Source organism: Dyadobacter sp. CECT 9275, assembly GCF_907164905.1.
Taxonomy (GTDB): domain Bacteria; phylum Bacteroidota; class Bacteroidia; order Cytophagales; family Spirosomataceae; genus Dyadobacter; species Dyadobacter helix.
Window position 1 is genome coordinate 1,471,292 of sequence record NZ_CAJRAF010000001.1, and the last position, 14,749, is coordinate 1,486,040.

Sequence of the window (14,749 nt, forward strand, 5' to 3'; positions counted from 1 at the left end):
TTGAAACAAGAAAATATAAAAATTGCGCTGGTTGGCAATCCCAATGCAGGAAAGTCCACTTTGTTTAATGGCCTGACAGGGCTCCGTCAGAAGACGGGTAACTTTCCGGGAGTAACGGTTGAAAAGAAATCGGGGCGTTTTTCTCTTAAAACGGCAGGCAACCAGTCTCATGAGGTGGTTGTGGTGGATTTACCCGGAACCTATAGCATTTATCCGAAGTCGGCTGATGAAAGCGTGGTGATGGACATCCTTGCAAATCCACTGCATCCCGATTATCCCGATGCAGTGGTTGTGGTTGCCGATGCCTCGAATCTTCAGCGTAATCTGTTACTTTTTACCGAAATCCATGACCTGGGCTTGCCTACAATCCTTGCGCTCAACATGCTGGATGTGGCATCGGATATGGGGCTTACAGTCAATGCTGTACAGCTTGCCATGCAATTGAAAGTGCCCGTGGTGCGCATCAACGCGCGTACCGGGGAGGGTTTGGATAAACTGAAGGAAGCGGTTTTGCAACTGGCAAAAAATACCGGAATTGGGGAGGTGTCTTACTTTTATGATTTCGATCAAAAGGATCACAGGATGATCGAGGAGGTGAAAGAACTTTATCAGCTAAGCAATAATTACGTTGCCATGCAGTATGTATGCCAGCATGATAATTTTTCTTTTCTGGAACAGCCCATCCGCACAAAACTGGATACCGTTATAGATAAATACGGGTTTGATGAAAGCAATTTCCTGGCAGCGGAAACCATAGCCAGGTATGAAAAACTCAGGCCCATTATTCAGAAAGCGGTAAAGTCGGAGGGTATTATACAGCAGCCCTACTGGACGCGGAAACTGGATGCCGTGCTCTTACATCCGTTGTGGGGATACCTGTCTTTTGCTTTAGTTTTATTGCTTGTTTTTCAGGCCATTTTTGCATGGGCTTCTTACCCGATGGATTTAATTGACGCCGGTACAGCGGCAACCATTGAATGGGTGAAAGGTATAGTACCTGCAGGGGTCCTGAACGATTTGCTTACCGACGGCATACTGGCAGGTATTGGGGGTGTCATTATTTTTATTCCGCAGATCGCCATTCTGTTTGCCCTGGTAGCAGTGCTGGAGGAATCCGGTTACATGGCGAGGGTGATGGTGATTATGGATAAACTGATGCGCAAATTTGGATTGAACGGCAGGAGTGTAGTGCCATTAATCTCCGGTGTTGCCTGTGCAGTTCCGGCTATAATGACCACCCGCAGCATCAGCAGCCGCCACGAAAGGCTGCTTACCATTTTGGTAACACCGCTGATGAGCTGCTCGGCCCGTTTGCCCATTTATGCCATACTCATTGCACTTATTGTACCGGATGAAAAAGTGCTGGGTGTTTTTAACATGGCCGGACTAGTACTTTTTGCTTTATATTTCCTGGGCCTGGCAGGTGCTTTGGGCTCAGCCTGGCTTTTGTCTCTTTTTATCCCTAAAAATGAGCCTGGTTATTTCATGCTTGAAATGCCATCCTACAAGCTGCCACGCTGGGGACATGTCGGAATGACGATGTACGAAAGCGTTAAGTCTTTTGTACTGGAAGCTGGGAAGGTGATTGTTACCATATCTATCATCCTTTGGGTGCTGGCCTCATACGGCCCAGGAGATAACATGGAAGTAGCGGAACAGAATGTAGTTGCGAAAATGCAGCAGCAGCCGCAGGAAGAGATTGATGCCGCCGTGGCTTCCGTACGACTGGAAAATTCGTACGCAGGAAGTTTCGGCCGCCTCATCGAACCAGTGATCAAACCCCTGGGTTACGACTGGAAAATAGGTATTGCCCTGCTGGCTTCCTTTGCAGCCCGCGAGGTTTTTGTAGGTACTATGGCTACCATTTACAGTATCAGTGGTGATTCGGAGGATGTACCCACCGTTAAGGAAAGGCTTGCGAAGGAGGTTAACCCGGAGACGGGGACTGCTATGTATACTCCCGCTGTCTGTTATTCACTCTTAATGTTTTATGTTTTTGCCATGATGTGTATGAGCACCATTGCGGTAGTTTACAGAGAGACAAGGGGATGGAAATGGCCGGTCATTCAGTTGGTTTACATGATGACGCTCGCTTATGCGGCAGCCTTTGTGGCATACCAGCTCTTGTCCTGACCTCTTTCCGAGTTAACAGTTTTAAGTTGAAAGTTCACAGCGCTACCGCCAAGGCACACTGCTTACTTTGAACGATCCTGGTTAAGAGTGAAAAATTAAGTGCGTTACACACTCGGCATACTGCCTATCGGAGTTATCAGTTTTTAGTTTAAAGTTCACAGTGTTACATACTCGGCATACTGCCCACTGTAACTGTTTACTTAAAACTACAATTCCACATCATTACCAACTCGGCATACTACTTACTTTGAACTGCTTACTCAAATGTTACAAACTCGGCAACTGCCCACTGTGAACTGTTTACTTAAAACTACAAGTCCACAGCCTTACCAACTCGGCATACTGCCTACTTTGAACTGCTTACTAAAAACTAAAAGTCCACAGCCCTACAAACTCGGCAACTGCCCACTCTGAACTGCCTACTAAAAACTAAAAACTGCCTACTCCTTTAAACTGTTCAATCAATTTTCAGATTTTCGATCACATCAGAGGCGATCATGGCGCTCTGTCCTTTTCTGGATGCGGCCCTGTCTCCCGCCAGGCCATGCTCGTAAACACCGAGTATGGCGGCATGCTCCGGGGGATACCCCTGGGCCAGCAGGCTGGTGATGATTCCGGTTAAGACGTCACCGGTACCGCCTGTTGCCATACCTGCATTTCCGGTTGAATTAAAATGAACGTCGCCATTAGGCAGGATCACGGCTGTGTGGGCACCTTTCAGGCAAATGATTATATTATATTTCTGAGCAAATTTCCTTCCTGTCTCCAGCCGGTCAAAGTCATTGGCGGTTTCCCCCGCCAGCCGTTGAAACTCTTTGGGGTGAGGGGTTAAAATACTTTTCGCTGGAATTTTGTCTAAGAGATCATTATGCTGTGAAATAATATTAAGTGCATCGGCATCAATCACAAGCGGTAGCCTGGCTTCTGTTAAAAGTTTAGCCAGCATCTGAGCTGTTGCATCTTCCTGTCCCAGACCGGGTCCGATTCCAATAGAAGAATAGGAAGAAACTGACCCAAGTGCTGTGTTGAATTTCCGATCTACATCCACAGAAACCATGGCTTCGGGCAGCGATATCTGGGCAATTTCATAACCGCACTCAGGTATATGGAGCGTGAGCAAGCCAACACCTGAACGCAGACAAGCCTTTCCTGCCAATATGGCGGCCCCGATTTTTCCATAACTCCCGGCAATAATGAGTGCATGCCCGAAGGTACCTTTATGCGAAAATTTGTTACGCGGCCTGATGATTGATTCCGCATGAGCGGAGTCAGTATAGTAATAGGGAGTATGCTGTTGCAGCAGGTGCACGGTGTCAAGACCAATATCCACGATCCGCCACTCACCCACAAAAACCGCATTCTGTGGCATGAAAAATGCAAGTTTGGGCAATTGAAATGTGATGGTGAACAAAGGCTGTATAATAGGATCCGTTTCCTGATTGGATTTGTCGATGAATAAGCCGCTGGCTATATCTACCGATACCACTTTATTTCGGGAAGTATTCAGAAGACCTATTACTTTTGCCATGATACCTTCCGCAGGGCGCGATAAACCTGAACCCAGCAGGGCGTCTATACAAATTGTTTTTTCTGAAAGATCGGGCAGATCGGTTTCCTTTCTGATCTGAAAAGGCGTGAGATGGTCTGATAACCGCTTCAGGTTTTCCGAAAAATCGGCAGACGTATTGGCGGTATGTTCTATGATATATACCCGGACGTCATAACATTTCTGTGAAAGGATCCTTGCAATGGCCAGTCCGTCGCCGCCGTTATTACCCTGGCCACAAAAAACAGTTACAGGCCTGGTATTGACAAACTGGTTACAGAACCACCAGCAGAATGCCTGAGCCGCTCTTTCCATCAGGTTAACGGATGAAACAGGCTCATTCTCAATTGTGAAGGCATCTAAATCCCTTATTTGCCCTACGTTCAGTATTTTCATAGCCGATAATTTTCAAAAACGCAGGGCTTAGGCGCTCAAATTTCCGTTCCGGCGTTATAATTTTAGTCCAATCCTTTTATATATCAGCAATTAAGGCTAGCTTTGCACTCGTTTTCTCAAAAGCTGTTCCGAATGAAGGGGCGTCACCTCATCCGCTGGGAGCAAGCTATAAATTTAAATCCAAAAAAGCATTCGTCATGAGCGAACTTATCAAACTCGTTGAAGCTACGATTGAAAATCGTAAATCCGAGTATCCTGATTTTAAATCAGGCGACACAATCAACGTTCACGTAAAAATCCGTGAAGGTAATAAAGAGCGTATCCAGCAGTTTCAGGGCACGGTAATTCAGCGCCGGAACCTAAACTCAACAGGTGAAACTTTTACTGTGCGTAAAATCTCCAATGGTATCGGAGTGGAGCGTGTTTTCCCAATTCTTTCACCAAGTATCGCGAAAATCGAATTACTTCGTCGTGGTAAGGTACGTCGTGCACGTTTGTTTTATCTGCGTGGACGTCAGGGTAAAGCAGCTCGTATCAAAGAGCTTAAGGTATCGAAATAAGAATTTTTCGGTCAAATTTTTAAGCCCTGCAAGCGATTTTTCTTGCGGGGCTTTTGTTTGCTTTATATGCAGTTAACTGGACTATGGAAATTACATTTTATAAATATCAGGGTACGGGGAATGATTTTGTGATGATCGATGACCGATCGGAAAATTTCCCTGTGGATAACGAGCTGATCGCTCATTTGTGTCACCGCCGGTTTGGTATCGGGGCAGACGGGCTCATCCTTCTTCGCCACGCCGAAGGTTATGACTTTCGCATGGTTTATTTCAATGCAGACGGCGGCGAAGGGAGCATGTGTGGAAATGGCGGAAGGTGTGTGGTTCGCTTTGCCCATGATCTTGGGATTTTTAGTGAGCACACTTCCTTCATTGCCGTGGATGGTCCCCACGAAGCAAGTGTGGACGGTGAGGTGATCAGTCTGAAAATGTCCCCGGTTAACAAGGTAGAGCAGTATGAGGCGTACGATTTTATGAATACCGGATCACCGCATTATGTAACTTATGTTGACGATATCAAGGAAACAGAGGTGGTGGAGATAGGGAAAGATATTCGCTATGGGCCGAAATACGGACCTGTGGGAGGTACCAATGTGAATTTTATTGAGGTCCTAAGAAATAATCATCTGAGTGTACGGACATACGAAAGAGGCGTGGAGGATGAAACTTATTCCTGTGGTACCGGTGTAACGGCCTGTGCGCTTTCGGCACATTTGCGGGAAGGCTGGGCTAGCCCCATTGTCGTGGATACCGTCGGAGGAACGCTCGAGGTATCATTTAATGCGCTGCCGGGAAATACATTTGATGAAATATACCTCACAGGCCCGGCAATGCGTGTGTATGAAGGCAGGGTTACGCAGTAACGGCGGCTTCATACAGATTCGATGATGCCGCCTTTGACATGCAAAATTTTCTTATCTGCCCACTCCGGAACCCGGCAGTAATCCATGGCGGCTACTTTGCTTCTGACGCCATTGGTACAGATAACAATGATGGTTTGAAAGGGATCCAGAAGGTCCCTTTTTTGCCTGATATCTGCCAGGGGTATATTGATTCCTCCTTCATTGAATTCTTCAAATTCCCAACTTTCCCGTACATCTACCACCACAGTATCCGTGTTGCTACGAAGCTGTTGCATTTCTGAAAGGGAGATGTCTGTAAAAGTGTTTTTTTGCATTCTGTTAATCCTATTAAACTGTATCAAATGCAAAAACCACAGATTTTTCTCTGTGGTTCCTGTATTTATCTGCTGTAAATCTGATTATTTCGAGTAGGGGTGGTCCTTTACTACCGGAATATTTTTAGCGATCAGTTTGTGGATATCTTTCAGGTATGGTTTTTCCTCTACATCGCAGAAAGACAATGCCGTTCCCTTCGCACCCGCACGTCCTGTACGCCCGATGCGGTGTACATACGTTTCTGGAATATTGGGAATCTCATAGTTGATCACATGCGTCAGATCGTCCACGTCAATACCTCTTGCCGCAATGTCGGTAGCGACCAAAACCCGCGTCGTTTGTGCTTTGAAATTTTTCAAAGCATTCTGGCGCGCATTCTGCGATTTGTTCCCATGAATGGCCTCTGACGTTACTCCCGCCTTACGTAATACCTTCACAACCTTGTCGGCGCCGTGTTTGGTCCGGGTAAATACAAGTGCGGTGGTAATGGCTGAATCTTTCAGGATATGCAGCAACAAAGAATTTTTGTCCGATTTATCAACAAAAAATACGGACTGGCGAATCGTATCAGCAGTAGACGAGACGGGGGTAACCTCTACTTTGGCCGGATTGGAGAGGATCGTGTTGGCGAGGGCGACAATCGCCGGGGGCATTGTTGCAGAGAAAAACAGCGACTGGCGTTTGGCGGGTAAAAGCTTAATTACCTTTTTTACGTCATGCACAAACCCCATATCCAGCATGCGGTCCGCTTCGTCCAATACGAAAATTTCGAGCTGATTTAATTTTATAAATCCCTGATTGATAAGGTCTAGTAATCTTCCGGGAGTGGCAATCAGTATATCAACACCTCGTTGCAAAGCATCGGTTTGAGGTTTTTGTCCAACTCCTCCGAAAATTACGGTATGGCGTACGGATGCGTGTCTGCCATAAGCTTCAAAGCTTTCACCGATCTGAATAGCCAACTCACGGGTGGGTGTCAGGATAAGCGACCGGATCCTGCTTCTTTCTCCTCTTCCAAGTGGCGATTCTGACAATATCTGTAAAATAGGAATTGCGAAAGCAGCCGTTTTTCCCGTACCGGTCTGCGCACAGCCCAGCAAATCCCGGCGATCTAATATAATTGGAATTGATTTAACCTGAATGGGTGTTGGCGTAGTGTATCCTTCTTCTTTCAGAGCCTTGGATATAGGCTCAATGAGTTCTAAATCTTGAAATGTCATTTGTGTTTTTTAAAGGGCCTCCGGTCAATACCTTGACGTTGGGCCCGGAGTAATTTGTTTAGGCTTTCCAGCCAGGAAGTTAACGGTTTTGGAATGGTTCTGGTTCAAAACGACCACCGTGATACTAACTAAGAAGCGGTAATATGCAAAATTACACAAAATGCGACAAATTGGAACTATAACGTTTTGTTCTGTTCTAAATTGATTGTTTCCACTGTATGTACTGTTTTCTCATACAATGGGCGCATGGCCGGTAACCTTGAGCAACAGCTTCTTGCTCCGACCTAAAAAAGAGGCGGTTTTCCGGCTTCATACGCTTGCCTGACTTACACCCGAGTTGTCCGTAAATCCTAAGACTCATGTTTCCGCCAAAAGCAATGACACCTGCTCTGATGGCTGATTTCAGATCGCAGTCACTGATATCCCTATGCCTGATCATAGCCATTCAGTTTAAAGCATCATGAAAAATGACTCCAAGGGTGTGCCGCTCACCCGAATGTAGCTCGCTCACGCCATGTTTGATGCGGGCACGGTAATACCCTCTGCTGCCTTTTACCGGGCGAAAATTTGTAGTGAAAATGAGCATATCTCCTTTGTCGGGTTGCAAAACAATAGCTTTTGACTGGGCGCGGGGTGTTTGCTGGGTAAGTACAAATTCTCCTCCTGTGAAATCGGTATCTGGCTCGTTCAGAAATAAAACTGTTTGAATTGGGAAATACACATCACCATATAAGTCCTGATGCAGTGTATTGTAATCGCCCTTTCCATATTTGAGGATCAGAGCCGTAGGTTTTGTCTGATTGCTTGCACGACAAAGCGTTTGCAGGCCTTCGAAGGTATCAGGAAAGCGGGAGTCCATCTGCAGTACCTGCATCCACAAATTTGCTATAGGTGCCAGTTTAGGATATATATCTTCACGGATACGCTGGATCAAACCGGGTAAGGGATAGCTGAAATACTTGTATTCACCCAAGCCAAAACCATGGCGCTCCATTGTGACTGTTTTTCTGTAAATGGCAGGGTTTTCGTAATTTCTTTTTAGCTCCTCGCATTGCATGGCAGTCAGTACCGAGGGAATGACAGCATATCCCTTTTCATGCATTTCTCCGGTTATTTTCGGCCAGTCAACCGCTTCGATTCTTGATTTTAGTGCGTCCATTTTTTATGTCACCGTTTTAAGAGATTGTATCCGGTACGCTAAAAATTACCGGCTGTTCTGGCTGCCTCCCAACCAATGATCGCTGTTTTACGGATGGGGCCCCACATGTAGCCACCAAAATTCCCGGTAGACTGGATCACTCTATGACACGGGATCAGGAACGCGACCGGGTTACTTCCTATCGCGGTACCCACAGCCCGGGAAGCTTTGGGACTCTGGATTTTTTCCGCCAGTTTTCCATATGTCGAAAGTTCTCCCATGGGAATTTTTAAAAGCGCTTCCCAAACCTTTAGCTGGAATTCCGTTCCTTTCAGATGCAATTTGATCTGGTTTAGTTTACTCCAGTCGTGCGTAAAAATATAGAGCGCATTTTGCTGGCTGAGGTCCAGCATCTGCCGGAATGCGGCGTTGGGAAAATGCCGTTTCATATCTGCCAGTGCCTTTTCTTCACCGTCGGCAAATGCCATATAACAAATTCCCTTGGGGGTTGATGCCACCACCATATTCCCAAATGGGCTCTCGGTATAACTGTAATTGATTGAGAGGTTTTCTCCGCCATTCTTAAATTCTCCCGGAGTCATTCCTTCTATTTTTACAAAAAGATCGTGCAGACGTCCGGTACCTGAAAGGCCGGTTTCATAGGCAGCGTCAAACAATGTGGCCTGTTTTTCCTTCAGGATCTGTTTGGCGTATTCAATGCTGATGTACTGTAAGAATTTCTTGGGGCTCACCCCGGCCCAGTCTGTAAACAGCCTTTGAAAATGAAACGGGCTCAGGTTCACTTTTTCCGCCAGCTCATCCAGTCCCGGCTGTTTTTGAAAGTTTTGTTTGATATAATCTATTGCCTCGGCAATCCGGTTATAATTGATGATATCCTGCTCGCTCATATCTTGAAATAATTTTGATAAGACAAAGGTATGTCTCACAGAAGTTAAGAGAAGCCCGAAACTTGCTCAATTCCTTACTGGGTTACGGTAAGATTAGCGTTGAAATGCGGGAAGTTACGGTGGGTGGTTCAGTGGGGGTATTTGGCCGCCAAAAAATAATAGGAATCCAGCAGATGATGCATGAAAACATTTTTACCGGAATCAGGATAAATTTTGTAGTACGCCTCATCAGGCAGCAGGATGACGGTCGGTCCTATTCTTACATAGTTGCTGCTGGTGGTATATACCGGAGCCTCGTAATCGGGAAGCGTTTTCAAAACCTGTTTTCCTGCGAAATTTCCAAGATACCTTTCATAATTCCGTTGGGTTTTTTCACTCGGTTTCCTCAGACGCTTGTAGGCATGCCGGAGTGCGAGGCGTGTTATTAACTTCTGTTTTTTCATAATTGTGTCAATGTTCGTGAAAGGGTTGGTCGTGTTAAAATCACCCAGGACCTGTACAGAAAATGGTGTTTCGGGTACCCAGTCTGCCGCATTAACCACATTGTATCCCCAGCCGCCGGCCACCATGTTTTCGTATTCATAGGCATAGTAGGAATTGCCTGCTTTGGGACTTGCACTGCTGTAGGTCTTGAAACGGATATCTTTTGGCAATAGATTTTCTTGCCTGAGTTGGTACAGGTAGGAAGTAAGCAGATAGGACAAGGCTCCTCCCTGGCTGTGTCCCGCGATAATGAAATCTCTGGCTCCCGACTTATAACAAGAGTCGATCTTCGGAACAATATCCCGCGCAAGAAATGCCATTCCGATCAGAAAACCAATGTGAACGGCAGCTCTGGGATTTTCTGCGAGTTTGTATTTGAAGGTATAATCCCTTGTGAGTTTTAACTCGCCGGTGGCCGGGGCCATGGCAGCATAAAAGTTTTCAAGCCACCCCACCGGGTTGGTGGTCGTGCCACGCAGGTTGATCATGAAAACATGATCGTCCGTTTTCCAAAGATCCCAGCGGTTGTCCAGCCCGGTAACAGCCGACCGGTAAATCAGTTTTGACGATCGGACCTCAGGTAATTTATTTTGTCCCATACCGTCGTAAATACCCCCGTGCAGCCTTAGAAATTCCATATATTCCATTTTGTCAAAACCCGCTTTCAGGTAAGATTGAGCCCGGAGGGAGGTCCAGCTGCTTATTACAACAATGGCCAGAATCGCATTTCTTTGGAATAGGTACCGCATCTTTTCAAAAAGTCGAATGTGAAAATAAATATACGCTTTTGTTCGAAATCAAGTGCTTTCTCCGTATCGCTGGTAACCCTTCCGGTACCTTTTGGTTTATTAGAATATCGTTAGAGTTATGCCGAAATGAGAGTTCATACTTTCTATTCCGATTGGTTTTTGGTATTTTTGGTTAGTCTAAAAAATATTTTCAATGGAGCTTTATTATTCATTCTCAATACTTATAGTACTTTCCGCTATCTTTTCTTATATCAATGCACGTGTTTTAAAACTGCCTTCTTCTATCGGTGTAATGGTCATTGCATTGCTGGTATCTCTTGGCTTACTGGCCACTGATAATATTTTCCCGCATACTTTCGACAGGCTAAGCAGCCTCGTGGCGAGTGTTGATCTCACCGAAGTTTTGATGGGCGCCATGCTTAACTTTCTTCTTTTTGCAGGAGCCGTTCACATACATCTTGAGGATCTGAAAGAACAGCGCCTGCCGGTCGTGATATTCAGTACCGTGAGTGTGGTGATCTCCACTTTTGTAATCGGTTTCATCATGTACCAGGTTTTGGGCTGGTTTCATATGGAAATACCGCTGATCCAGTGTCTGGTTTTCGGGGCCCTCATTTCTCCTACGGATCCCATTGCGGTGCTTGGCATTTTAAAGCAAGCCGGGGTACCCAAATCACTCGAAACGAAAATTGCCGGAGAGTCGCTTTTTAATGACGGGATGGCTGTTGTGGTTTTTATTATCATGCTGGCACTGGCAAGAGGGGAAGAGGTTAATACTTCATTCTCGGGGATTTCTTTACTTCTGATCAAGGAGGCCCTGGGAGGAATTACCCTTGGATTATTGCTGGGGTTTGTCGGTTCTAAAATGATGGACAAAGCCGATGGTTATAATGTTCACGTGCTCATTACCCTTGCTATCGTCATGGGAGGACACCTGGCCGCACAGGCGCTGCACATGTCTGGTCCGCTGGCCATGGTGGGTGCCGGACTTGTTGTGGGTAATTACGGAATGAACCTGGGAGGCGTAACGGAAACGGAGCGGGATTACATGGACAAGTTCTGGGAACTGATCGATGAGATACTGAATGCGATCCTGTTCCTGATCATTGGTTTTGAACTGATCCTGCTGCCGGATATCAAACAATACGGATTTGTGGGAGCTGTGACCATCGTTGTGGTACTTTTTGCAAGATTTATCTCCATCTGGATTCCTGTCAAAGTAATTCCTTTCCGGAAGCGTTTTGGAAAACAGTCGCTCATTATCCTGGTTTGGGGTGGATTACGTGGCGGGGTTTCCATTGCCCTGGCGCTATCTATAGATCATGATCTGAACAGAGATCTCATCATCTCGATAACCTATTTCGTGGTATTGTTCTCGATTATCGTTCAGGGGCTTTCCGTCGGCAAGCTGACGGGTAAAATCACAAAGCCTGAAACGGAGGTTATTTAGAGTTTTTAGTTTACAGCGGGCGGTAGGCCAGGTGGGTAGCGTTTTAGTTTTAAGTCGGCAGTTCAGAGTAGGCAGTAGGCCGTGGCGAGTTGGTAGCTTGTGTACTATTAGTTTTAAGTAGGCGGCTCAAAGTGGGCAGTAGGCCGAGTTGGTATCGTTGTGTCTTTTAGTTTTAAGCAGGCAGTTCAAAGTGAGCAGTATGCCGAGTAGGTAAGGCTGTGGACTTTTAACTCAAGACTGTTAACTCCGATAGGGAGTGTGCCAAGTTGGTAGTGTTGTGTACTTTAGTTTTAAGTAGGCAGTTCAAAGTGAGCAGTAGGCTGAGTAGGTAAAGCTGTGGACTTTTAACTCAAGACTGTTAACTCCGATAGGCAGTATGCCATGTGGGTAACACTCTTCACTCTTAATTCTTCACTCTTAACCAGTGCCGCTCAAAGTAAGTGGTAAGCCGAGCCGCTAACACTGTGAACTTAAACTAAAACCTGTTAACTCAGTAGCAGGTCAGGACTAGGGCTGGTTTTCAAATATTACTTTCTGCTGGAAAATGGTATGATCAGTTTCTCTCCTCTTTCTGAAAAGTCCTTTGATTTACCATTGGCTTTCATCAGTGCTTCTTTGGTAATTCCGTATTTGCTGGCAACTACTCTTAGCACATCCCCCGGACCAACCGTATGTACCGCCTGAACCTGAACAGACAAAGTGGTCATGTCACTCTTCAGGTCTGATACTGATGGGTTAAGGCCTTGTAGTGTTTCCAGTTTAAGATTGTAACGGGACGCAATACTTGACCAGGTTTCTCCGCCTTTAACTTTGTGTGTGATGGATTGTCCACCCACTGACGATGCCGATACATTGGTTTTTTCTTTTATTTCCGGCTCTGGTTTTTTATCTTCTTTTGGCGCAACTGGTGTTGGTGAGGGGGCTTCCGAGGTGGAGGCTGGTGTCTCCGCCGGGGCTTCATCGGCAGGAGAGACAGATTCCTCCGTAGTGGCCTCTTCAACCGTTGGATCCACCACTACCGAAGTAAGCTCTTCCGAGTCAGACGAGTTATCGGAAATATATTCATAACCGATATATAACATGGCTAAAACCAGTAGAACCAGAACGGCCAGTGTGATAATGGGCAGATTGGATTTTTCGGTTGGGCGCACATTTCTCTTTTTTGGGAATTCGTCTTCCATAGCGGATAGCGGTGATTTTTAGCGGTGTTATTTTTACGAAAATAATAAAGCAACCTTACTTTTCAACCTGATTTTTCAATTCCTCATTCATGATCGCCACTTTTTGCTTTAAATTAACCTTAAATTCATCTAATCTTGACGCCAGGGCCTCATCGGAGGCTCCGATAATCTGTGCAGCAAGAATTCCGGCATTACGTGCGCCATTCAGCGCAACGGTTGCTACCGGTACACCCGATGGCATTTGCAGGATCGATAAAACAGAATCCCATCCGTCAATGGAATTACTGGATAACACCGGAACACCTATTACCGGCAGACTGGTCAGCGACGCCACCATACCCGGTAAATGAGCTGCTCCGCCAGCTCCTGCAATAATCACCTTAAGGCCCCGCTTTCTGGCAGTACCTGCATATTCCAGCATACGTTCTGGTGTGCGGTGTGCCGAAACAATCTCCATTTCAAACGAAACCCCCAGTTCTTTTAGTGCCTCTGCCGCTTCCTGCATAACCTTTCTGTCCGAAAGGCTTCCCATAATGATCCCAACCATTTGTTATATTTTTGAATTAAAGGTGTATCTGTTTTTCAGCTATATCAAATCAGAAAACCAGCGTGAGCTGAGTATCACGCTGGTTTGTAACTTATTACTCTGATATTTCTTTTGACGAAATCGACCTTCTCTCGAAGTGACTCCATGTCATGGTCCATAATTGTGATGTGCCCCATCTTACGAAAGGGTTTGGTAATAGCTTTCCAGTATAAAAAAGGATAGACCTGCTCTGTAGCCAGTAAAGTTTCCATTCCTTCATACACGGCGGGTCCTTCAAAACCCTCTTCTCCCAGTAAATTTACCATAGCGGATGGGCCAAAGGGTACAGTACTTCCCAGGGGTAATCCGAGGATGGCCCGCCAGTGCTGTTCATACTGAGAAGTGGCGTTGGCGCGTATGGTATGATGGCCGCTGTTATGTGGCCGCGGCGCTACTTCGTTGATCAGAACCTCTCCTTCTTTTGTGAGAAATAATTCAACGGCCAAAAGTCCTGTGATACCAAAAGCTCCGGCCGTTCGGCGGGCAATATCTTTTGCTTTTTCATCAACTGCCGGTGAAATCTCGGCGGGGGCAAATAGGTACTCCACCAGATTATGCTCTGGATGAAATACCATTTCTACAGTAGGGAAACAGCTTATTTCTCCCTTTTCATTCCGAGCCACAATGACAGCCAGTTCTTTTTCAAAGTCAATTGCTTTTTCCAGTAGTCCGGGCTGGTCAAATGCTTTGGGAAGATCTTCTGCTGACCGGAGCCGCTGCACGCCCCGGCCGTCATAACCATCTTTTCCCAGCTTATGAAATGCAGGCAGGAAATCAATATGTTTAGCGGTATCATCCCGGTTCTCCGTTAGTATAAAAGGAGCGGTAGGGAGTTGATGCTCCGTGTAGAACTGTTTCTGAATGCGTTTGTCCTGAATTTTCCTGATAACCGAAGGCTGGGGATAAACTTTTTTTCCTTCTTTTTCCAGTGCCTCAAGGGCGTCAACATTTACTTTCTCAATCTCAATTGTAATGATATCCAGACTTTTACCGAAATTATAAACGGTGTCGTAATCTTGCAAAGAGCCTTGTTGAAAGTGAGGGGCGATTCTCCGGCAGGGAGCGTCCGCGTCCGGATCTAATATATGAATATCAAGATTCCAGTCGACAGCCGCCTGCAGGAGCATTAATCCGAGCTGTCCGCCGCCAAGAATTCCTATTCGGGATGAAAGCATTTTAATAAGGTATTGTTCGCTGCAAAATTGGGGCTAAAAAGTCAGA

At 46.0% G+C, this 14,749-nt stretch carries 14 protein-coding genes; 4 read left to right on the plus strand and 10 right to left on the minus strand.

Annotated features, from left to right (window positions below; all coding sequences use genetic code 11):
- Positions 1–2,133, plus strand: a complete 2,133-nt coding sequence (gene feoB, locus KOE27_RS06050) for a ferrous iron transport protein B (protein ID WP_215237920.1) — start codon at positions 1–3, stop codon at positions 2,131–2,133.
- Between the two features lie 457 nt (positions 2,134–2,590).
- Here the strand turns inward: feoB and KOE27_RS06055 are convergent, their stop codons facing one another.
- Positions 2,591–4,075, minus strand: a complete 1,485-nt coding sequence (locus KOE27_RS06055) for an NAD(P)H-hydrate dehydratase (RefSeq protein WP_215237921.1) — start codon at positions 4,073–4,075, stop codon at positions 2,591–2,593.
- 197 nt (positions 4,076–4,272) lie between these two features.
- Here KOE27_RS06055 and rplS point away from each other — a divergent pair, with 197 nt between their 5' ends.
- Together rplS and dapF are read left to right on the plus strand one after the other, a co-directional pair.
- Positions 4,273–4,635: a 50S ribosomal protein L19 gene (gene rplS, locus KOE27_RS06060; protein ID WP_215237922.1), complete on the plus strand. Its 363-nt coding sequence runs from the start codon at positions 4,273–4,275 to the stop codon at positions 4,633–4,635.
- 83 nt (positions 4,636–4,718) lie between these two features.
- Positions 4,719–5,498 carry a diaminopimelate epimerase gene (gene dapF / locus KOE27_RS06065; protein WP_215237923.1) on the plus strand — a complete coding sequence of 260 codons (780 nt, stop codon included), beginning with the start codon at positions 4,719–4,721 and terminating at the stop codon, positions 5,496–5,498.
- Between the two features lie 8 nt (positions 5,499–5,506).
- Here dapF and KOE27_RS06070 read toward each other — a convergent pair whose 3' ends face one another.
- The 6 genes from KOE27_RS06070 to KOE27_RS06095 all read right to left on the minus strand — a co-directional run bounded on the left by KOE27_RS06070 (position 5,507) and on the right by KOE27_RS06095 (position 10,311).
- Positions 5,507–5,812: a rhodanese-like domain-containing protein gene (locus tag KOE27_RS06070; RefSeq protein ID WP_215237924.1), complete on the minus strand. Its 306-nt coding sequence runs from the start codon at positions 5,810–5,812 to the stop codon at positions 5,507–5,509.
- Between the two features lie 84 nt (positions 5,813–5,896).
- Positions 5,897–7,033, minus strand: a complete 1,137-nt coding sequence (locus KOE27_RS06075; RefSeq protein ID WP_215237925.1) for a DEAD/DEAH box helicase — start codon at positions 7,031–7,033, stop codon at positions 5,897–5,899.
- A gap of 196 nt (positions 7,034–7,229) precedes the next feature.
- The gene (locus tag KOE27_RS29585; protein ID WP_310590059.1) at positions 7,230–7,478 is read right to left on the minus strand and encodes an Ada metal-binding domain-containing protein; all 249 of its coding nucleotides are present in this window, start codon (positions 7,476–7,478) and stop codon (positions 7,230–7,232) included.
- Entirely contained in the window at positions 7,479–8,192 is a 714-nt protein-coding gene (locus KOE27_RS06085) for a 2OG-Fe(II) oxygenase (RefSeq protein WP_215237927.1), read from the minus strand.
- 38 nt (positions 8,193–8,230) lie between these two features.
- On the minus strand, positions 8,231–9,079 hold the full coding sequence (locus tag KOE27_RS06090) for a methylated-DNA--[protein]-cysteine S-methyltransferase (protein ID WP_215237928.1): 849 nt from the start codon (positions 9,077–9,079) through the stop codon (positions 8,231–8,233).
- A gap of 128 nt (positions 9,080–9,207) precedes the next feature.
- Positions 9,208–10,311 carry a lipase family protein gene (locus KOE27_RS06095; protein ID WP_215237929.1) on the minus strand — a complete coding sequence of 368 codons (1,104 nt, stop codon included), beginning with the start codon at positions 10,309–10,311 and terminating at the stop codon, positions 9,208–9,210.
- A 193-nt stretch (positions 10,312–10,504) separates the two neighbouring features.
- Here KOE27_RS06095 and KOE27_RS06100 point away from each other — a divergent pair, with 193 nt between their 5' ends.
- Positions 10,505–11,761 (plus strand): cation:proton antiporter, encoded by a 1,257-nt coding sequence (locus tag KOE27_RS06100; protein ID WP_215237930.1) that lies wholly within the window; start codon positions 10,505–10,507, stop codon positions 11,759–11,761.
- 527 nt (positions 11,762–12,288) lie between these two features.
- Here KOE27_RS06100 and KOE27_RS06105 read toward each other — a convergent pair.
- The 3 genes from KOE27_RS06105 to KOE27_RS06115 all read right to left on the minus strand — a co-directional run bounded on the left by KOE27_RS06105 (position 12,289) and on the right by KOE27_RS06115 (position 14,703).
- A complete protein-coding gene (locus KOE27_RS06105; protein WP_215237931.1) occupies positions 12,289–12,942 on the minus strand; it encodes a LysM peptidoglycan-binding domain-containing protein in 654 nt (217 codons plus the stop codon).
- A 55-nt stretch (positions 12,943–12,997) separates the two neighbouring features.
- Positions 12,998–13,489 carry a 5-(carboxyamino)imidazole ribonucleotide mutase gene (purE, locus tag KOE27_RS06110; protein WP_215237932.1) on the minus strand — a complete coding sequence of 164 codons (492 nt, stop codon included), beginning with the start codon at positions 13,487–13,489 and terminating at the stop codon, positions 12,998–13,000.
- A gap of 74 nt (positions 13,490–13,563) precedes the next feature.
- Positions 13,564–14,703, minus strand: coding sequence for a 5-(carboxyamino)imidazole ribonucleotide synthase (locus tag KOE27_RS06115; protein ID WP_215237933.1), 1,140 nt, complete (start codon positions 14,701–14,703; stop codon positions 13,564–13,566).
- Between the last annotated feature and the right edge of the window lie 46 nt (positions 14,704–14,749).

Coding starts and splice junctions, on each gene's coding strand:
- KOE27_RS06075 (WP_215237925.1), bottom strand. CDS start 7,033: ATGACATTTCAAGATTTAGAACTCATTGAGCCTATATCCAAGGCTCTG.
- KOE27_RS06115 (WP_215237933.1), bottom strand. CDS start 14,703: ATGCTTTCATCCCGAATAGGAATTCTTGGCGGCGGACAGCTCGGATTA.
- KOE27_RS06100 (WP_215237930.1), top strand. CDS start 10,505: ATGGAGCTTTATTATTCATTCTCAATACTTATAGTACTTTCCGCTATC.
- dapF (WP_215237923.1), top strand. CDS start 4,719: ATGGAAATTACATTTTATAAATATCAGGGTACGGGGAATGATTTTGTG.
- KOE27_RS06055 (WP_215237921.1), bottom strand. CDS start 4,075: ATGAAAATACTGAACGTAGGGCAAATAAGGGATTTAGATGCCTTCACA.
- KOE27_RS06105 (WP_215237931.1), bottom strand. CDS start 12,942: ATGGAAGACGAATTCCCAAAAAAGAGAAATGTGCGCCCAACCGAAAAA.
- purE (WP_215237932.1), bottom strand. CDS start 13,489: ATGGTTGGGATCATTATGGGAAGCCTTTCGGACAGAAAGGTTATGCAG.
- KOE27_RS06085 (WP_215237927.1), bottom strand. CDS start 8,192: ATGGACGCACTAAAATCAAGAATCGAAGCGGTTGACTGGCCGAAAATA.
- KOE27_RS06090 (WP_215237928.1), bottom strand. CDS start 9,079: ATGAGCGAGCAGGATATCATCAATTATAACCGGATTGCCGAGGCAATA.
- rplS (WP_215237922.1), top strand. CDS start 4,273: ATGAGCGAACTTATCAAACTCGTTGAAGCTACGATTGAAAATCGTAAA.
- KOE27_RS06095 (WP_215237929.1), bottom strand. CDS start 10,311: ATGCGGTACCTATTCCAAAGAAATGCGATTCTGGCCATTGTTGTAATA.
- KOE27_RS29585 (WP_310590059.1), bottom strand. CDS start 7,478: ATGGCTATGATCAGGCATAGGGATATCAGTGACTGCGATCTGAAATCA.
- KOE27_RS06070 (WP_215237924.1), bottom strand. CDS start 5,812: ATGCAAAAAAACACTTTTACAGACATCTCCCTTTCAGAAATGCAACAG.